Genomic DNA, 18,748 nt, shown 5'->3' on the forward strand with positions numbered 1-18,748 from the left:
TCCTACGCCTCCTGTTTCTCTAAAGCCTTCGCCTTTGCCACTACATCCTCGATCGTTCCGACATTGAAGAATGCTGCCTCCGGGTACGCATCCATCTCACCATCCAGAATTGCCTTAAAGCCCTTGACGGTATCCTTTAACGGCACATACTTGCCCGGTACACCAGTAAAGTTCTCCGCCACGTGGAACGGCTGGGATAAGAAACGCTGTATCTTTCTTGCGCGGCCGACGGTCAGCTTATCTTCCTCAGACAACTCGTCCATACCCAGAATTGCGATAATATCCTGCAATTCCTTGTATTTCTGTAAAATCTCCTGCACCCGTCTGGCCGTCTCATAGTGTTCTTCGCCGACCACATCCGGTTCCAGAATACGGGACGAGGATTCCAGCGGATCGACCGCCGGGTAGATACCCTGTTCTACGATCTTTCTGGAAAGAACCGTAGTTGCATCCAGATGGGTAAAGGTAGTCGCCGGTGCCGGATCGGTTAAATCATCCGCCGGTACATAGACTGCCTGGATTGAAGTGACCGAACCATCTTTCGTCGAGGCAATCCGCTCCTGCAGCTCGCCCATCTCATTCGCTAACGTTGGCTGATAACCAACCGCCGACGGCATACGCCCAAGCAGCGCTGAAACCTCCGAACCTGCCTGTACATAACGGAAAATATTATCGATAAATAGTAACACATTCCGGTGCATTTTGTCACGGAAATATTCTGCCATCGTAAGCCCGGTCTCTGCAACTCTCATACGAGCTCCCGGCGGCTCGTTCATCTGTCCAAACACGAGCGCTGTCTTTTCCAGAACACCGGATGCCTTCATCTCACTCCAGAGGTCATTGCCCTCACGGGAACGCTCACCGACACCCGTAAAGATAGAATAACCGCCCTGCTCCATCGCAATATTCCGGATCAGCTCCTGAATCAGGACTGTTTTTCCGACGCCCGCGCCGCCAAACAGACCGACTTTTCCGCCCTTGGAATACGGCGCCAAAAGATCAATAACCTTGATGCCCGTCTCCAGAATCTCCGCGACCGGGCTCTGATCCTCAAATGGCGGCGGATCCCGGTGAATACACCAGTGCTCCTCACCATCCAGCTTTTCTCCTCCATCTACCGTCTCACCTAAAACATTAAACAAACGTCCAAGCGTCTTTTCGCCAACCGGAACGGAAATGCCTTCTCCCGTCGGTGTTACCTTCATGTCACGGCTCAAGCCCTCGCTTGCCGACAGCATGATGCAGCGGACGATATTATTTCCCATGTGCTTGGCAGCTTCCATCACACACGTCTTTCCCTGATTTTCTACTGTGAGCGCGTCCCGGATCTCCGGAAGGGGACCGCTCTCAAATTTCACATCGACAACCGGACCGGAAACCTGGACAATCTTGCCTTCCGGCAGGCTGGTTTCAGTCTTTTTTGTCTCTGCCGCCTGTTCTCCCATCACACTCTCATCTCCTCTTCTCGTTCTCGTCTCTGTGCAGCCGCGCCGCCGCATACTTCGGTGATCTCCTGTGTGATCGCCGCCTGCCGCGCCCGGTTGTACATCGTATTCAAATCTTTTAAAAGTGCATCCGCATTATCCGTCGCCGCATCCATCGCCATCATACGGGCATTCTGCTCGCTGCAGAACGACTCAACCAGCGCGCCGTAGATAAATCCGGCTACATAGTTCGGAACGATCGCATTCATCGCTTCCTCCGGCGTTGGCCGGAGGGAAAACTCCTCCAGCCGCACATCGACCGGAATCGCCATTCCGTGCATATCCGGCTTGGTAATCGGAAGCACCCTTTTATCCTTCGCCACACTCTGCATCACATTTTCCATTCTTGTATACAGGACATGGATCTCATCCAAATCACCCGACAAATATCGTTCCAGAAGCATTCCTGCAATCCACCTTGCCCGGTTAAATGTCGGATCCTGCGCCGTATACTGGAAATTTTCTTCAATCGGGATGTGCTGGGAGGCAAAAAACTGCCGCCCCGTCTCACCGATGACAAACAGATGTACCTCGCGGGAAGGATCCTTTAAAAATGTATCCGCCATCTTCATGATGTTATGGTTATAAGCACCCGCCAGCCCTTTATCGCCGGAAATAACCAGCAGCCCCGTTTTCTTCGACTGGTGCCCTTCTTTTTCAAAATAGGGACTTTCCATGTTCGGCAGATGCCTCTGGATACGCCGGATGACATTTTGCAATGCATAGAAATACGGCTCCGTCTCTGCCAGTTCTTTTCTGGCTTTCTTTAATTTCGTCGAAGATATCAGGTACATCGCGTTCGTGATCTTGCGCGTATCCTGAATACTCCGGATCCGGTTCTGGATCTCTCTGAGTCCTGCCATCTTCCATCACCGCCTTACTGCTTATCCAGTTTTGCATCCGCTGTGGCTGCCTCCAGCGCATTTCCCTGTGCTTTCAGGAATTTTGCCTTGTACTCGCCCACCGCCTTCGCAATCTCGCGCTGGATATCCTCGCTGAGTGTCTTCGTCGTGCGGAGTGCGTCTCCCACCTGCGGGTAGGAGCTTCTCATATATTCGTAAAGACCACCCTGGAATGTCTTCAGCTTTTCCTTCGGAATATCTACCAGCAGATGGCTCGTCGCCGCATACAGAATCACAACCTGTTCTTCCATCGAGAGCGGATGCTCAAGCGGCTGTTTTAACAGCTCCATCAGACCGCTGCCGTAGGCAAGCTGTGCCTTGGTTGCCGGATCCAGATCGGAACTGAACTGTGTAAATACTTCCATCTCGCGGTACTGTGCCAGGTCGATACGTACGCTTCCGGCTGCCTTCTTCATCGCCTTGGTCTGCGCTGCGCCGCCGACACGCGATACCGAAAGCCCTACATTGACCGCCGGGCGCATGCCCTCGAAGAACAGCGAACTTTCCAGGAAAATCTGTCCATCTGTGATGGAAATAACGTTGGTCGGGATATACGCCGACACATCGCCCGCCTGTGTCTCGACAATCGGCAGCGCTGTGATTGAACCACCGCCCAGCTCATCCGAAAGCCGCGCCGAGCGCTCCAGCAGACGGGAATGCAGATAGAATACATCGCCCGGATATGCCTCACGTCCCGGAGAACGTTCCATCAGAAGAGACAGTGCACGGTACGCAACCGCGTGTTTCGATAAATCGTCATAGACAATCAGAACATCTTTTCCCTGATGCATGAAATATTCTGCCAGCGCCGTTCCTGCATACGGCGCGATATACTGTAAGGACGCCGGATCACTCGCCGTCGCTGCCAGCACGATGCTGTACTCCATCGCCCCGTGTTTTTCCAGTGTATGAACCAGTCTCGATACCGTTGAAGCCTTCTGACCGATCGCCACATAGATGCAGATCACGTCTTTTCCCTTTTGGTTCAGCATCGTATCTACCGCGATCGAGGTCTTACCGGTCTGGCGGTCACCAATGATCAGCTCACGCTGTCCGCGTCCGATCGGGAACATCGAATCGATCGAGAGGATACCGGTCTCCATCGGGGTATCAACTGACTGACGCTCGATAATACCCGGCGCCGGTGATTCCACCGGACGGTATCCGGCTGCCTCAATCTCCCCTTTATTGTCGATCGGATTGCCCAGCGCATCTACAACACGCCCTAAAAATCCCTCGCCAACCGGTATACCTGCCATCTTGCCGGTCCGCATCGCGCGGCTTCCTTCTCCGATGGTGTTCGCATGTCCAAAGAGGATGCAGCCGATCTCCTTCGACCGGATATCCTGTACCATGCCTCTCACATCGCCGTCAAACGCCACAATCTCACCGTACATCGCATGGTCGATTCCATCCACATAGGCGATGCCGTCGCCCACCCGGCCGACCGTACCGATCTCACGGGCTGAAATGTCGATTCCATCCAGATTTCCTTTCAGAATCCCGATGATTCCCTTCTGGGTAAGGAAATCACCCGAATCCGGCTCTTTTACCAGATTCTTTAATTTATCTGCCAGTGCCCGTTTTCTTCCCTCCGTGCTCCAGTCATATTCCTCACTTCCGACCCGGAGGATAAAACCACTTCCAAGCTCCGGCTTTTCTTCCTTCACAATCCGGAGTTCCCGTCCCGGATATTTCTCCGAGAGAAATTTCCGGATTCCGGCTGCCTGTTTTTCATCCGGCTCTTTGACATATTCCAGCACACAGCGCAGATATTTATCCGGCTTTTCAAACGTCTCCGCTTCCTTAATCAGATCCGGCATCATTTTCATTGTCTGATCCTGTGCCAGCACCTCGATGATTCCCCGGACTGCCAGCGGAAACAGGCTACGAACCAGATCTTCCCGCTTCTCACGGGTCAAATCCGGATTTTCAAGCTCTGCCGGAAGCTGCGGTGTCGCAGCCAGTATCTCAGCCGCATGCTGCAGATCATCGACAGAAATCTTCTGCCTCTTTATTTCTTGTAAATAGACATCAAGTTTCTTCATTCTCCGTCGTACCCGCTTTCTTCAAAAACTCATCATAAAGAGCGCTGTCATCCGACTTCTTGTTCATCGAACCAGCCGCCGCGTCCAGAACCAGCGACAAAATTTCATGCTTCGCCTGTTCGAGCATCTTGTCCTTCTCCCGGCGTGCATCCTCGCCCGCCTTACGGATGACTTTATCTGCCTCTTTCTGGGCGTTTTCAATCAGCTGGCGTCCTTCCTCACGTGCACTCGCACGCGCCGCATCCAGCACCTTGTTTTTCTCTGCTTCTATTTCATCCTGGCAGGCTGCGTATTTCTCTTTCTCCGCCTGCGCTTCTTCCTGCATCTTTTTTGCCTCATCATACTTTTCCTGAATGGCTGCATTCCGTTTATCGATCACTTTGTTGATCGGCTTAAAGAGGAAAATACGGGTAATTGCATACCAGATTAAAAGGTTGATGATCGTAAAAACCAGGTTGATGTCCAACCGTAACATAGCCTTGCCCCACCTTTCGTTTTCTATCGTATCAGCTTAAAAGAATAATAATCAAAAGGGCAATAACGAAACCATAAATAGCAGTTGCCTCGGCAAGTGCCGCACCTAACAATAGAATCTTTGTGATTTTTCCCTCTGCCTCCGGCTGTCTTGCGACTGCCTCAGTCGCCTTAGATGTGGCGATTCCGATACCAATTCCGGCTCCTGCGCCTGCAAGAACTGCCAGACCTGCTCCGATTGCAATGATTGTACCCATAATAAAGTCTCCTTTTTGTAATTTTCTATTTCTCTTCTATTACTCGATTGATTCCTTGATAAAAAGCCCTGTCAGGAAGACAAATACATACGCCTGAATCAGACCGTCAAAGATATCAAAGTAAGCGCTGAACAATACCGGAAGCCCTACCGGAAGGATGTATTCAATCAATTTCATGATGACGAACGCGCCCAACACGTTTCCGAACAGTCGCATACACAGCGACAACGGTTTGATAAATACCTCCATGATATTGATCGGTGTCACGATGGCGATCGGCTCTGTAAAGCTCTTTAACCATCCTTTTAAACCTTTGACCCGAATCCCTGCTGTCTCAATCAGCACAATACTCATCAGCGCCAGTGCTGCCGTGACGTTCAAATCCTTGGTTGGCGGCTTGAATCCCAGTATACCAAGCAGGTTCGCCACGCCCAGATACATCAGCACGGATGTCAGATACGGCGCATAGCCTTTTCCTTCCTCTCCGAGGATTCCCTCGCCAATGCCCTGCAGCCACGTAACAGCGTTCTCCAGAAGGAGCTGTCCGCGTCCGGGATGTTCAACTTTCAGACCGTGCGTCACAATCAGTGAAACCACGAGCACCACTGCCATCATGATCCATGTAACCACAACGGATTCTGATATGCCGATCCCGCCAATTGTAAAGGCTGTCTCACAGTTCAATTCCTTGATCAGGGTCGCACCCAGATCTCCCATACTGTCACTTCCTCTCTCCGGGTTGTTCTCCCGCGGCTGCCCCGGCTATTGTTCTTTCATTTCCCGATGCCGCCACGTGTTCTAGTTACTGTTCACGCATACGTGCCCAGTAACGTTTTCTCCTGTGTCTCCACATTCTTCCCGTCTGTTCCCGATCTTACTCCCAGAAATACAAATGGTAAAATTATATTTTTTTCCTATATCCATAGATAAAATGAATGGTGATAGTTATTGGTAATCGTTATTGTGGCTGGACATTTCTGGAAAAATACGATAAAGTGTGACTATATTTGGTAAATACACGTACAGATATAAAATCAGATAAACACTGTTTCAATCAGGCAGAAACAGTCCGACATACAGAAAGGATTTCAACTACATACATGGACATCAGTTTCGACTACTACAAGGTTTTCTATGAGGTGGCTCGATGCCAGAATATTACCCAGGCGGCTTTGAATCTCTGCCTCACGCAGCCAACCGTAACAAAATACATTCATAATTTAGAAGATATGCTTCAGTGCAAACTTTTCAACCGCTCCCAAAAAGGCGTGACCCTGACCGATGAAGGGCGGATCCTGTTCCGCCAGATCAACCGTCCCTGCCAGCAGATGGGACGCGCGGAAGAGATTTTAAAAGAATATACGAACAGTCAGAGCGGCAGGGTTTCGATCGGTGCGAGCGAGCTGACGATGCGCTTCTTTCTGCTTCCTTATATTGAACAGTTCCAGCAGCGTTTTCCGAATGTGACCGTGCAGATCCATTCCAACTCTGCGCCGATCACCGCTTCTTCCTTAAAGGCCGGGGAAAATGACTTTGCCGTCATCATCTCTCCGATCCACGAGATCATGAAGGAGCTGGATCTGGTTCACGTGATGCCGGTTTCCGAGTTCCAGGACATCGTCATCGCCGGAAACCGTTTTTCCGAGCTGCAGAACCGCACACTCTCCCTTGAAGAGCTCTGTATGCACCCGCTTGTCAGCATGGAGTCCGGCACGACGACGCGGCTTTTTTGGGACAATCTCTTTGAGGAACAGGGGCTGGATCTGCACCCGAGCATCGAAGTTTCTTCCAACGATCTGATCGCCCCGACCGTCTCCCACAATCTGGGAATCGGCTTTGTTCCCTCGGAATTTGCCCGGAACTACCTGCTCAACTACCGCGTGTTCCAGCTTCACTTAAATATCCCTATCCCGAAGCGCCAGATCCTCATCCTGCAAAACCCGATGCGCCCGCTGACGCCGGCGGCACAGGCATTTCTGGATATGCTGAAACAGCCGGTGCAGGAAAGTATAGGGAATGGACAGCCGGTCTTGTTACACCCATAGGAATTTTCACTAAAAATACCCTGTCGGTCGGATTTTAATGCTCCTGACAGGGCATTTTTGTTTGTAATCTACAAGCTTCTAACCTCTTCATATAAATGAAAGTGATTTTTTCTAAATTCCAGAAGCCCTTCCCGCTGCATTTTCCCCAGCTCTGCCGACAGCGCCGACCGGTCCACACCCAGATAGTCGGCGAGCTGCTGGCGATTGAATGGGATATCAAATCTCTCGCTCTCATTTTTTACCGCCTGATCGGAGAGGTACGACAGAAGCCGTCCCCGGATGGATTTCGACGATGTATTGAAGATCCGGCGGGACAGCTGCAAGTTTTTCTGCGCCGAGATTGCAAGCAGGTTGCGGATAAGCTGCGTGTGATGTCCGCAAGAATTGGGACACTGCGACAGCATTTTTCCAACATTTAAAAACAGCACTTCCGTCACCTCCGCTGCAAACACATCGACCAGCAGCTTTTCCCCCGGCACGCACGCATATGTCTCCGCAAAAATCTGTCCCGGTTCTACCCGGTCTAGAATGCTGCGGTTGCCCCACAGATCATCGTTGACAATCATCACACTTCCGTGCATCACCACACCCAGAGATGTGACCGTATTCCCCGCGCGATAAATCATTTCTTCTTTTTCATAACTGCGTTCCTCCGCCCCCAGACAGGACAGCATCTCCCCGATTCCAGATTCGCCCGCGCCTCGAAACAGGGGGCTGCGGCTTAGAAGCTGCATTTCGAAGGGAGTTAAATTCAGGCTGGCGCCCGTTTTATAGTTTGATGCCATATAGATGTTGACCTTTCTGTTTTAACTAAGTGTTCTTATTATATCAAATATTTTTATATTTTTCTGCAATCTGATTTCCCGTTCTTGCACATCCATACAACTTCTGCGATAATAGAAACATTCCTATATCAAATGAAGCTTTAAACCAGGAGATTTATCGGACAGGATATTTACATAAAGAGGAGACTTTCAAATGATCGAGCCAAACCAGCTTCTTCAGACATATATCCGCCAGTATCAGGCGGCAAGCAAGAAAAAAAGAAAGACCAGTTCCCGCCCCCGCGATCTGAACGAGCGGACGAACCGGCTGTTAAAAACATTGAAACGCACCAAACCGACGCAGGTCACCAGCCTCTCGCTGGAGGAATGGCACCGCCAAATCAAAAATCTGGCTTATTTTGCGTACCGTTCGCACAACGATGCTGTCACAAAGCTCATTGAAAGCAGCCTGCTGCCACAGCTCATCCGCCTGGATGAGGCAATGTTTCTGCCTGCCCAGCGCGATGATATTTCCGTGGATTTTCTGAATTATCTGGAAACAGAACTGGATGGTCAGCTCTGTACGCAGACACTTCTGGAGCTTTACCAGATCTATAAGCGCTACGTCATCCAGTATAAAATCATGGATCTCGTCCCATCCCGTCCAGAGCTGGAATTTCCGGAGACTATGGCGATGAACCGCCGTTTCATTCTCCACATCGGCCCGACCAACAGCGGCAAAACATTTCACGCGCTGGAACGCTTAAAAACAGCGAAAAAGGGCACTTACCTCGGTCCGCTGCGCCTTCTGGCGCTTGAGGTATATGAAAAAATGCACGACTGCGGCGTTCCCAGCACCATGCTGACCGGTCAGGAGTGTATCGCCGACGATGACAGCCGGATCACAGCTTCGACGATCGAGATGGCAGATTTCTCCGAGGAATACGATATTGCCGTGATTGATGAGGCACAGCTGACCGCCGATCCAGACCGCGGGCATTGCTGGACAAAGGCGATTCTGGGACTGAAAGCCCACGAAATCCATGTCTGCATGAGTCCCGCCGCTGAATCTGCTGTCACACACCTGATCCATCTGTGCGGCGACAGCCTTGCCATCTGCCGGTATCAGCGCAAAACTGCGCTCATCTGTGAGGACACGCCATTTTCTTTCCCGGAAAGTGTTCTTCCCGGCGATGCACTCGTCGTATTTTCCAAAAAATCCGTGCTGGATGTGGCGGGACGTCTGGAAGAAGAAGGTATCAAGGCAAGTGTTATATACGGAAGCCTGCCGCCGGAGATCCGCCGCCGCCAGATGCAGCTTTTTACCAGCGGCAAAACCAAGGTGGTCGTCGCCACCGACGCGATCGGCATGGGACTCAACCTGCCTGTCCGGCGTATCGTATTTGTACAGACCCAGAAATTTGACGGTACCACCCGGCGCGGTCTGACCGTACCGGAGGTCAAGCAGATCGCCGGGCGCGCCGGACGCTTCGGACTCTTTGACACCGGCTACGTCAACGCGATGGGGCAGGAATCCCTCGATTATATCCGGGAGCAGCTTACTCAGGAGGAAGAACCAATCGAAAAAGTCAGCCTCGGTTTCCCACAGATTCTCCTCGATCTGGACGAGCCGCTGGACGTTATCATCAAAGTCTGGAAATCCGTTGAGCCGACGCCTCCGTTTGAAAAGGTCAGCGTCGATGAGATTTTAAGCCTTTATGCGCAGGCAGAACGCTACAGAGACGATATCTACGGATTCGATGACAAACGGATTCTCTACCGCATGATCAGCTGTCCCATCGATATCAAGGATCATCAGGTTGTCCTGCAATGGCTGCGCTACTGCAAGGATTACCCGGCGGACAAACGCCTGAAACACCCGGACAAAGGCGCCGGTTCCAAGCTGGGACTGCAGAAATACGAAACGTATTACCGCAAGCTCGACCTCTACTACCAGTTCTCCCACCGTTTTGACAAGATCATCGACGAGGACTGGCTCGAACAGGAACGCAGCCGCACTGAGGGTACGATCATGCGGTATTTGTCCAAGGGCAAAAAAAGCTACATCGCCCGCTGCCAGCGCTGCGGACGGATACTGCCGGTTGGATATCCGTTTAAGATTTGTGAGCCGTGTTTTCATCACAGTTCCATTATCGATTAGCCCCTGATTTTACCGTTTTATTTTCCGGCTGTTCAACACCACCAATGCTGTAAAAATCAAAAGAATGCCCAGCACATTTTCAACCCGCAGCATTTCTCCAAATACCACAATCCCAGCCACAGCTGCCACCATCGGCTCAGCAAACGCCAGAACCGAGGCTTTTCCTGCCTCCATCTGGCGGAGTCCCAGTGTGTAGCTTACAAACGGAAAAAAGGTAGATACAAGTCCCAACGCCAGCCCTTTGCCAAGAAGCGCCGGAGAGGTCATCAAGCTCGAAAACACCTCCGGTAATTTTACAAAGGGAATCAGGCTGATGGTTACAGCCATAAAAAAAGCTTTATTCTGAGGTGATGATATGATAACGGAAGATGCCATGACGACATGGGGGATACTGTTTCGGGGCAGCGCATGACGCGCTGCCTATTTTTTCGAATTTATGCTATAATACAGAAAGAGGGAATCAAATTTTAGGAAAACAAGGAGAATTTCAATATGTATGATGTGTTAATTATCGGCGCCGGTCCCGGCGGTATCTTTTCTGCCTATGAGCTGATGGAACGTAAACCAGATTTAAAGATCGCTGTTTTTGAGGTAGGACATCCGCTGGAGCACCGTAAATGTCCCATTGATGGTGATAAAATCAAGTCCTGTATTCACTGCAAATGCTGTTCCATCATGAGCGGATTCGGCGGCGCCGGTGCATTTTCTGATGGAAAATACAACATTACCAATGATTTCGGCGGTACTCTCTATGAGTATATCGGAAAGAAGACGGCCATTGAATTGATGAAATACGTAGATGGAATCAACCTCCGCTTTGGCGGGGAGGGAACGAAGCTGTATTCCACTGCAGGAACAAAGTTCAAGAAAACCTGCATGCAGCATGGTCTGCATCTTCTGGATGCTTCGGTCCGCCATCTGGGTACAGATATTAATTATATTGTTCTGGAGCACCTCTATGATCATCTGAAGAATAAGGTAGATTTCTATTTTGACTGTGCCATCGAAACCGTGGAGAAGACCGAGAAGGGTTACAAGGTTTACAGCGATGATACAACCTTTGAGGGTACGAAATGCATCATTTCCGCCGGACGAAGCGGCAGTAAGTGGATGCAGAAGGTATGCAGGGATCTGGATATCCATACGAATTCCAACCGCGTGGATCTGGGTGTCCGGGTTGAGCTGCCGGCTGAAATCTTTTCGGATCTTACGGATGAACTCTATGAGAGCAAGATCGTGTATCGCACGGAAAAATACGAGGATTACGTGCGCACCTTCTGTATGAATCCCAAGGGAGCTGTGGTAAATGAAAATACCAACGGCATCGTAACGGTAAATGGTCACAGCTACGAGGATCCTGCAAAGCAGACCCATAACACGAACTTTGCCCTCCTGGTGGCGAAACATTTTTCAGAGCCCTTCAAGAATTCCAATGAATATGGAGAGAGTATTGCAAAACTCAGCAACATGCTGGGCGGTGGTGTAATTGTGCAGCGTTTTGGAGACCTGATCCGCGGAAAAAGAAGCACGCAGCAGCGAATCAATGAATCTTTTACGGTTCCAACCCTCAATGCGGCTGCCGGTGATCTGAGCCTGGTTCTCCCAAAACGGATTCTGGACGGTATTATCGAGATGATTTATGCCCTGGATAAGGTGGCACCGGGTACGGCGAATGATGACACTCTTCTCTATGGAGTGGAGGTAAAATTCTACAACATGGAGGTGGAAGTGGATCACAACCTGATGACCTGTCATGATGGACTCTACGTCATCGGTGACGGCAGCGGTATTACCCATTCCCTTTCCCATGCATCTGCCAGCGGTGTCTATGTGGCACGGCAGATCGCGGAGACAATTTAATAATAAACGGTCAGAAATGTCTATTAAAAATGGATAAGATGCAGCCCCTATCGTCTGCCATCTTATCCATCTCATTTCACTTCTTTAGCTTACCAACATCTCATTCAGATGCATTTTCCTTGATTCCCACTCAGATCCCCAACTTCCGAAACAACGCATACAATTCTTCTGCCTCGTCCATCGAAGGTTTCCATCCATATTGTTTTAAATCGACGCGGTCACCGTCCTCGGTGGAGTCCACCCGTATTCCATCCTGTTCCAGCAGTTTTTTCTGCTGTCCCGGATAGTCGAACGCCGCTGCGCCGCTTAGAAAGCCCTTGGAATTAATCACCCTGAATGCCGGGACATCGCCCAGGCGGTTGGTGCGGAGCGCATATCCCACCTGACGGGAATGGCGCGGTGCACCGCACAGGAGCGCTACCTGACCGTAGGTCGTCACGCAGCCGTCCGGAATGCGCCTAAATACTTCTTTCATTCTCCGATAGATGTCCATAATTATTTTCCCAGCACCTCGTCCGCATGATCAAGTGCTGCCTCGATATTCGGGCAGAAATGATCGCGTCCGACCATATCCACAAATCCTGCTTTCTCCATCACGTGCATCGGCTGCTCGTTGACATGGGACAAAATCAATGTGACGCCGTTCTTCTGGCAGCGCTCATATAGGGCAACCATCGAATTCATCGCTGTACTGTCAACTGCCGGAACAGCACGCATACGAAGAACCAGGCATTTCGTCTCCTCGCGGGTTTCAATCTGGTTGATGCGGTCTGCTGCACCGAAGAACAGAGGTCCTGTAATCTCATAAACAGCCAGTTCTCTCGGGATCTCCCGCAGACGTGCCTGTTCTTTCATGGCTGCTTCTTCATCTTCTGCAGCTGCCGCTAAGAGCTGTGCCTCTTCCACTGAAAGCTCTTTTCCGGCTTTTTTCGCTTTTCTTGCTTCCTGCGCTTTGCGCTTCTGCTCCTCTACTTCTTCGACATAAAGCCAGCTTCTGACGCCCGTCTCATCGCTCATCCGCTTCATAAACAGCAGGCAGGATAACAGCATACCGATCTCGATCGCTACAACCAGATCGAAGATAACGGTTAAGAAGAAGGTCAGCACCAGAACCGCAATATCACTCTTCGGAGCCGTCTTGGTCAGACGGACGAAGGTTCTCCACTGACACATATTGTAGGCAACCATAAACAGGATTGCCGCGATGGTCGGCATCGGGATCCAGCTTGCACACGGCATCAGAACTACCAGAATCAGAAGCAGGACAACCGCATGAACCATGCCTGCAACCGGGGTACGGCCGCCATTTTTGACATTGGCTGCGGTACGCGCGATCGCGCCCGTCGCCGGAATACCGCCAAACAGGGCGGAAATAATATTACCCGCGCCCTGTGCCACCAGCTCCGTGTTGGAACGGTGTTTTCCGCCGATCATGCCGTCCGCTACCACGCAGGAAAGCAGAGACTCAATCGCCGCCAGAACTGCAATCGTAAACGCATCCGACAGGGAACCCTGAATCACATCGTAGCTGAACACCGGCAGACGGAACGCCGGAAGCTTGTTGCTGACCGTGTAAAGGTCGCCGATCGTATTCACATGCAGCGGCAGGAATTTTACCATTAAAATACCTGCAATAACCGCTACCAGCGATCCCGGAATTTTTTCCGTGATCATCGGCATAACGATCAGAATCGCCAGACACACCACGCCGACGATGATCGCGTGCAGGTTGACACTTCCGAATCCAGCCGCGAACGCTTTCAGCTTCTGCATCGTCTCGATCGTCTCCATGCCTGCCGGATAGGTTACGCCAAAGAAATCCTTCAACTGACCGATGACGATCGTCACCGCGATACCGGAGGTAAAGCCGGTCGTGATTGTAAACGGAATAAACTTAATCAGTGAACCAAAATGGCAGAATCCCATGATAACTAGGATGATACCTGCCATGATCGTCGCAACTGCCAGTCCTTCCACGCCGCTCTTCGCCACGATACCTGCCACGATCGTTGCAAATGCCGCCGTTGGACCTGCAATCTGTACCTGGCTGCCCCCTAAAAATGAAATCACAAATCCGGCTGCAATCGCCGTGTAGATACCCTGTTCCGGACCTACCCCCGAAGCCAGCGCCAGCGCGATCGAAAGCGGCAGCGCGATGATCGCCACGATGATACCCGCTACCACATCTGACATCAGCTGTGCGCCGGAATACTTCTTCAATGTTGTAAACAACATTGGACGTATTTTTTCCATACCCAAAACTCTCCCTTTTTCTTCCCAATTTAAATAAAAAGTAATTGCCAGCCCTAAAAAGAACCGACAATTACCTATTATACAGCAAAATAAGGGTGTGTCCAGTTCTTTCGAAGTTTTAACACAGGAATGTTTCCGACTTGTTACTGGGCACGTATGCGTAAACAGTAACTCAGACTTCTAGATAAGCATTTGTTAAATTTCTTAGTTGTGATTTTTTTGTCAAAATGACGGATTTGTAAAATTTCTGTCACAAACTTCCGGCTATTTTTTCGATTGACTTTCCTTTAAAAAAGTCTATAATTCGTACTTGTAAAAAGCATTGAGCAGGACACGATTTCCAATTCTCCACGTTTTCAGAGAGCTGCCGGGCGATGAAAGACAGTAACGCCGATGGAAATTATCCCCTGTGAGCTGATCGGACAAACGCATGCAGGATACCAGTAGTCCGGTCCGGATTCCTACCGTTAAAGAGGAACATATTCAGAATGATGGATATGGCTGAGAGATCGGCTTTACAGCCGGTAAAAGAAGTGGTACCGCGGATGCTTATGCCTCCGTCTTCTTGAACTTTTAAAAGTTTCAGGAGGACGGAGGCTTTTTTGTTTCCCCGCTCCCGAAACTCCGGCAAACTGCCGGGACACTAAAAACCATTTGACCTATGGGAATGGAGGTATCTTTATGAACACATTAGTTATCGTAGTTATCGCAGCCTGTTGTCTGGCGGCTGGTTATCTGCTCTACGGCAGATGGCTCGCCCATAAATGGGGCATTGATCCAAACGCCAAAACACCGGCCGTCACAAAAGAAGATGGTCAGGACTATGTTCCGACCGATGGCTGGGTTGTATTTGCCCACCAGTTTTCATCCATCGCCGGTGCCGGTCCTGTCACCGGTGCTATTCAGGCGGCTGTCTTTGGATGGGTTCCGGTCTTTCTCTGGATCATCCTCGGCGGCATCTTCTTCGGCGCTGTTACCGATTTTGGTGCCCTGTACGCCAGCGTTAAAAATGAAGGCAAATCGATGGGACTTCTGATTGAACAGTACATCGGCAAAACCGGTAAAAAGCTGTTCCTCCTGTTCTGCTGGCTCTTTACTTTAATTGTAACCGCCGCTTTTGCCGACATGGTTGCTGGTACATTCAATGCATATGAGACGGTAGACGGCGTGACCAGCTTATCCGCCGCCGCAACTGTCAACGGCGCAGCCGGAAGCATTTCCCTTCTGTTCATTGCCTTTGCCGTTGTATTTGGACTGATTCAGAAAAAGGCTCAGTTCCATGGCTGGAAACAGACCTTGCTCGGACTTGTCTGCACGGTAGCTGCTTTCGTCATCGGCATGAACTGCCCGCTCATTACCACCAAGGCGAACTGGTCCTACATGGTATTCGCTTACATTTTCCTCGCAGCCGTTCTTCCGATGTGGCTTTTGATGGAACCGCGTGACCTGATGACAACCTTTATGTTTGCCGGTATGATTATCGGTGCCGTCGTTGGACTGCTTGTCGCACATCCGGCAATGAACCTGGCGCCTTACACTGGTTTCCACAATGAGAAATCCGGTGACCTGTTCCCGATTTTGTTTGTAACCGTTGCCTGCGGCGCCGTATCCGGTTTCCACAGCCTGGTTTCCTCGGGTACTTCCTCCAAGGCAATCACCAATGAAAAGGATATGCCGAAAGTTGGCTTCGGCGCTATGCTTTTGGAAAGTTTACTGGCTGTCCTGGCTCTGTGCGTTGCCGGTGCTGCCGCTTCCGCTGATGGCACGCCTGCAACCGGTACTCCGTTTGCTATCTTCTCCTCCGGTGTTGCCGGATTCCTGGAGATGTTCGGAATCCCGGTTTACGCTGCCCAGTGCTTTATGACGATGTGCGTCTCCGCACTTGCCCTGACAAGCCTGGATTCCGTTGCACGTATCGGACGTATGTCCTTCCAGGAGCTGTTCAGTGTCGATGACATGGAACACGCCGAAGGATGGAGAAAACTTCTCTGCAACAAATATTTTGCAACTGTTATCACCTTGGTATGCGGCTACATTTTAACCCAGATTGGCTACTCCAACATCTGGCCGCTGTTTGGCAGCGCCAACCAGCTGTTAAGCGCCCTGGTTCTCATCACCCTGTGCGTCTTCTTACGCGTCACCGGCCGCGAAAACCGCACGCTGCTGGTTCCGCTGGTTGTTATGCTGTGCGTTACCTTCACCGCACTCGTTGAGCGCTGCATCGCTCTGGTAAAGGCTTACAATGCCGGAACCGCTGTCTTTATGGTAGAAGGACTGCAGCTTATCATCGCGGTTCTGCTGATGGTTCTGGGTGTGATTATTGTGGTTCATTCCGGTAAAGTACTGTTTTCGAAATCAACTGCTTCGATGGCAGAGAACAATAAAAAATCTGAAATGAATAAACCGGCGCATTGCTAATGATTTCATCAAAATCAAATTATAACCCGACTATAGGTGCCAAAAAGGGAGTCTCTCGCTCACGAAAAGAGACTCCCTTTTTTGGTATTTTTTAATTCTATTGATAACCACTCTGCTGCTATATGATGCCAACTCTTCACTTCTGAATCTTTCTCACCGCGAATAATTGGCACTTTTGTTACTGTTCACGCATACGTGCCCAGTAACGCACTTTTTTCTATTCTTTCATCTTTTCTCAAATTTCTCTGGTATTTCCCCTGCATTTCGTCTATAATAGAAAGCAAATTTTTCAACCGAACACAGCGCTGACAGGCGTTGTATCAGACAGGAGGAGACATGGATATTGTATGTTTAGATCTAGAAGGTGTATTAGTGCCGGAAATCTGGATCGCATTTGCTGAAGAAACCGGAATCCCGGAGTTAAAACGCACCACCCGCGATGAGCCGGATTATAACAAACTGATGAATTACCGTTTAAACATCCTGCGCGAGCACGGACTGGGACTCAAGGAAATTCAGGAAACGATCTCTAAAATTGATCCGCTTCCGGGCGCAAGGGAGTTTTTAGACAAATTAAAAGAAATCACTCAGGTAATCATCATCAGCGATACCTTCTCCCAGTTTGCCGGACCTCTGATGAAGAAACTTGGCTATCCGACCATCTTCTGCAACTCTCTGGTTGTCAGCGAAAATGGTGAGATTACCGATTTTAAGATGCGCTGTGAGAAATCCAAATATACAACCGTCAAAGCACTCCAGTCCTGCGGCTTCGAGACGATCGCCAGCGGCGACAGCCACAACGACCTCGCCATGATTGAGGCAAGCAAGGCGGGCTTCCTCTTCCGCACGACGGAGGAGATCAAGGCAGAATATCCGCAGATTCCGGCTTATGAGACGTATGATGAGCTGTTAGAAGCGATTAAAAAGGTATTAGCGTAAACATTCCGTATTTTCATAATTGCATATGCAATCGTAAAAGCAGCCCCCGGAATCCACACTCCGGGAGCTGCTTTTCAATCGTTTATCATCTCAAATGTTCACTGATTATTTTTCAATAAATAACTGTTTTACATCAAATGCCTCGTCGATCATGCCGGATTCATACATGAAATCAGCGGTCTTCTGGAAGCCTTCTTTGTCATCATCTGTGATCTCGGTAGAGAAATCATAGAGATCGTACATGCTTCTGACTGCATCGGTGTCCAGATCCAGCTCATCGGCTACGATCTGCATCGTCTCATCCGGTTTTTCTTCCATGAAATCAGCAATCTCGGTCTGTGCTTCTTCCAGCTTCTCGATGATCTCCGGGTGCTCGTCATAGAATTTCTGTGTCACTGCCACTGCAATGATCGCCTTAATCAGGCCTTCGCCGTCGGCTACCAGGTGGTAACCCTGCTGCCCTGCATTGTAAGCAGTTGCGCCAGCAACCAGAGCCACGTCTACACTGCCGCCGTCCAGACCTGCTTTTGCATCCGGGATCGACATATTGACATAGTTGACGTCGTCGATCGTCATGCCAGCCGTTGCCAGATAGGAAACGAGAAGCTCATGCAGGTTGGTTCCGGTCGGTCCTGCGATTGTCTTTCCTCTCAGGCTTTCCGGCGTCGTCAGGGACTCATCCTTAGAATACATACAGAATGCCTTCGGAGAACGGCTGTACATATTTAATACCTTGATATCCGCTCCATTTGCTGCAGACAGAATCACCGAAGTACCGCCAACCGCATACAAAACCTGCACATCGCCGGAAGCCAGCGCCTGTGTCTGATCTGCCCCGGAGGTCAGCTCCGCATAATCAACCTCAATCCCCATATCGCCAAATGTTTTTTCAAAAATACCCTGATTTTTCTCGATGATCGTCGGCACATTGAGCGGAGAAGTTACATACGTAAAGGTCAGCTTATCCAGATCAGATTCTTTCGCTGTCTCCTCCTCGGCTGCCGCCTCCTCTGCGCTGGTTTCTGCCTCTGCCTGCGTGCTCTCAGCCGCATCTTTTGTACCGGAGCAGCCTGCCAAGGAAGCTGCGGTAAGGCAGAGTGCCATTCCCATTGCCATCCATCGTTTCATCATAATCGTTCCTCC

Annotated in this window: 16 protein-coding genes and 1 other annotated feature; of the genes, 5 read left to right on the forward strand and 11 right to left on the reverse strand. The window is 50.3% G+C overall.

What is annotated here, in order from left to right; genetic code table 11:
• Positions 1–2 precede the first annotated feature (2 nt).
• The 6 genes from atpD to DWX68_RS07550 are packed head-to-tail and all read right to left on the reverse strand — an operon-like array spanning position 3 to position 5,882.
• Positions 3–1,403, reverse strand: a complete 1,401-nt coding sequence (gene atpD / locus DWX68_RS07525; RefSeq protein ID WP_107000980.1) for a F0F1 ATP synthase subunit beta — start codon at positions 1,401–1,403, stop codon at positions 3–5.
• 41 nt (positions 1,404–1,444) lie between these two features.
• The gene (gene atpG / locus DWX68_RS07530) at positions 1,445–2,347 is read right to left on the reverse strand and encodes an ATP synthase F1 subunit gamma (protein WP_107000517.1); all 903 of its coding nucleotides are present in this window, start codon (positions 2,345–2,347) and stop codon (positions 1,445–1,447) included.
• A 14-nt stretch (positions 2,348–2,361) separates the two neighbouring features.
• Positions 2,362–4,434, reverse strand: a complete 2,073-nt coding sequence (gene atpA, locus DWX68_RS07535) for a F0F1 ATP synthase subunit alpha (protein WP_118628930.1) — start codon at positions 4,432–4,434, stop codon at positions 2,362–2,364.
• A complete protein-coding gene (locus DWX68_RS07540) occupies positions 4,421–4,909 on the reverse strand; it encodes an ATP synthase F0 subunit B (RefSeq protein WP_118628931.1) in 489 nt (162 codons plus the stop codon). The genes atpA and DWX68_RS07540 overlap by 14 nt, the downstream gene beginning before the upstream one ends.
• Before the next feature lie 31 nt (positions 4,910–4,940).
• Positions 4,941–5,165 (reverse strand): ATP synthase F0 subunit C, encoded by a 225-nt coding sequence (gene atpE, locus DWX68_RS07545; RefSeq protein ID WP_022359062.1) that lies wholly within the window; start codon positions 5,163–5,165, stop codon positions 4,941–4,943.
• A gap of 39 nt (positions 5,166–5,204) precedes the next feature.
• The gene (locus tag DWX68_RS07550) at positions 5,205–5,882 is read right to left on the reverse strand and encodes a F0F1 ATP synthase subunit A (protein ID WP_107000520.1); all 678 of its coding nucleotides are present in this window, start codon (positions 5,880–5,882) and stop codon (positions 5,205–5,207) included.
• A gap of 383 nt (positions 5,883–6,265) precedes the next feature.
• Between DWX68_RS07550 and DWX68_RS07555 the strand changes: the two genes are divergently transcribed.
• Entirely contained in the window at positions 6,266–7,210 is a 945-nt protein-coding gene (locus tag DWX68_RS07555) for a LysR family transcriptional regulator (protein WP_118628932.1), read from the forward strand.
• Positions 7,211–7,278: 68 nt separating this feature from the next.
• On the opposite strand, the gene DWX68_RS07560 is transcribed toward DWX68_RS07555, so the two are convergent.
• A complete protein-coding gene (locus DWX68_RS07560; protein ID WP_181357208.1) occupies positions 7,279–7,944 on the reverse strand; it encodes a Crp/Fnr family transcriptional regulator in 666 nt (221 codons plus the stop codon).
• 244 nt (positions 7,945–8,188) lie between these two features.
• On the opposite strand from DWX68_RS07560, the gene DWX68_RS07565 reads away from it, so the two are divergent.
• Positions 8,189–10,135, forward strand: a complete 1,947-nt coding sequence (locus DWX68_RS07565; protein ID WP_118628933.1) for a DEAD/DEAH box helicase — start codon at positions 8,189–8,191, stop codon at positions 10,133–10,135.
• Between the two features lie 9 nt (positions 10,136–10,144).
• Here the strand turns inward: DWX68_RS07565 and DWX68_RS07570 are convergent, their stop codons facing one another.
• Positions 10,145–10,462 (reverse strand): EamA family transporter, encoded by a 318-nt coding sequence (locus tag DWX68_RS07570; RefSeq protein ID WP_182427962.1) that lies wholly within the window; start codon positions 10,460–10,462, stop codon positions 10,145–10,147.
• Between the two features lie 165 nt (positions 10,463–10,627).
• On the opposite strand from DWX68_RS07570, the gene DWX68_RS07575 reads away from it, so the two are divergent.
• Positions 10,628–11,995, forward strand: a complete 1,368-nt coding sequence (locus DWX68_RS07575; protein ID WP_118628935.1) for an NAD(P)/FAD-dependent oxidoreductase — start codon at positions 10,628–10,630, stop codon at positions 11,993–11,995.
• Between the two features lie 130 nt (positions 11,996–12,125).
• Here DWX68_RS07575 and DWX68_RS07580 read toward each other — a convergent pair whose 3' ends face one another.
• Both DWX68_RS07580 and DWX68_RS07585 read right to left on the reverse strand, forming a co-directional pair.
• Positions 12,126–12,470 (reverse strand): MGMT family protein, encoded by a 345-nt coding sequence (locus DWX68_RS07580; protein ID WP_347475168.1) that lies wholly within the window; start codon positions 12,468–12,470, stop codon positions 12,126–12,128.
• 20 nt (positions 12,471–12,490) lie between these two features.
• Positions 12,491–14,248, reverse strand: coding sequence for a SulP family inorganic anion transporter (locus tag DWX68_RS07585; protein WP_118628936.1), 1,758 nt, complete (start codon positions 14,246–14,248; stop codon positions 12,491–12,493).
• Positions 14,249–14,561: 313 nt separating this feature from the next.
• Positions 14,562–14,816, forward strand: a binding site (T-box leader).
• A gap of 113 nt (positions 14,817–14,929) precedes the next feature.
• Between DWX68_RS07585 and DWX68_RS07590 the strand changes: the two genes are divergently transcribed.
• Entirely contained in the window at positions 14,930–16,666 is a 1,737-nt protein-coding gene (locus DWX68_RS07590; RefSeq protein WP_118628937.1) for a carbon starvation CstA family protein, read from the forward strand.
• Positions 16,667–17,002: 336 nt separating this feature from the next.
• On the forward strand, positions 17,003–17,605 hold the full coding sequence (gene thrH / locus DWX68_RS07595; protein ID WP_022359071.1) for a bifunctional phosphoserine phosphatase/homoserine phosphotransferase ThrH: 603 nt from the start codon (positions 17,003–17,005) through the stop codon (positions 17,603–17,605).
• 105 nt (positions 17,606–17,710) lie between these two features.
• Here the strand turns inward: thrH and DWX68_RS07600 are convergent, their stop codons facing one another.
• Positions 17,711–18,736, reverse strand: coding sequence for an NrtA/SsuA/CpmA family ABC transporter substrate-binding protein (locus DWX68_RS07600; RefSeq protein WP_347475169.1), 1,026 nt, complete (start codon positions 18,734–18,736; stop codon positions 17,711–17,713).
• Between the last annotated feature and the right edge of the window lie 12 nt (positions 18,737–18,748).

This window comes from Clostridium sp. AF20-7, assembly GCF_003479275.1.
GTDB classification, from domain to species: Bacteria; Bacillota; Clostridia; order Lachnospirales; family Lachnospiraceae; genus Otoolea; species Otoolea fessa.

Coding starts and splice junctions, on each gene's coding strand:
- atpG (WP_107000517.1), bottom strand. CDS start 2,347: ATGGCAGGACTCAGAGAGATCCAGAACCGGATCCGGAGTATTCAGGAT.
- atpA (WP_118628930.1), bottom strand. CDS start 4,434: ATGAAGAAACTTGATGTCTATTTACAAGAAATAAAGAGGCAGAAGATT.
- DWX68_RS07540 (WP_118628931.1), bottom strand. CDS start 4,909: ATGTTACGGTTGGACATCAACCTGGTTTTTACGATCATCAACCTTTTA.
- atpE (WP_022359062.1), bottom strand. CDS start 5,165: ATGGGTACAATCATTGCAATCGGAGCAGGTCTGGCAGTTCTTGCAGGC.
- DWX68_RS07550 (WP_107000520.1), bottom strand. CDS start 5,882: ATGGGAGATCTGGGTGCGACCCTGATCAAGGAATTGAACTGTGAGACA.
- DWX68_RS07555 (WP_118628932.1), top strand. CDS start 6,266: ATGGACATCAGTTTCGACTACTACAAGGTTTTCTATGAGGTGGCTCGA.
- DWX68_RS07560 (WP_181357208.1), bottom strand. CDS start 7,944: ATGCAGCTTCTAAGCCGCAGCCCCCTGTTTCGAGGCGCGGGCGAATCT.
- DWX68_RS07565 (WP_118628933.1), top strand. CDS start 8,189: ATGATCGAGCCAAACCAGCTTCTTCAGACATATATCCGCCAGTATCAG.
- DWX68_RS07570 (WP_182427962.1), bottom strand. CDS start 10,462: ATGGCTGTAACCATCAGCCTGATTCCCTTTGTAAAATTACCGGAGGTG.
- DWX68_RS07575 (WP_118628935.1), top strand. CDS start 10,628: ATGTATGATGTGTTAATTATCGGCGCCGGTCCCGGCGGTATCTTTTCT.
- DWX68_RS07580 (WP_347475168.1), bottom strand. CDS start 12,470: ATGAAAGAAGTATTTAGGCGCATTCCGGACGGCTGCGTGACGACCTAC.
- DWX68_RS07585 (WP_118628936.1), bottom strand. CDS start 14,248: ATGGAAAAAATACGTCCAATGTTGTTTACAACATTGAAGAAGTATTCC.
- DWX68_RS07590 (WP_118628937.1), top strand. CDS start 14,930: ATGAACACATTAGTTATCGTAGTTATCGCAGCCTGTTGTCTGGCGGCT.
- thrH (WP_022359071.1), top strand. CDS start 17,003: ATGGATATTGTATGTTTAGATCTAGAAGGTGTATTAGTGCCGGAAATC.
- DWX68_RS07600 (WP_347475169.1), bottom strand. CDS start 18,736: ATGATGAAACGATGGATGGCAATGGGAATGGCACTCTGCCTTACCGCA.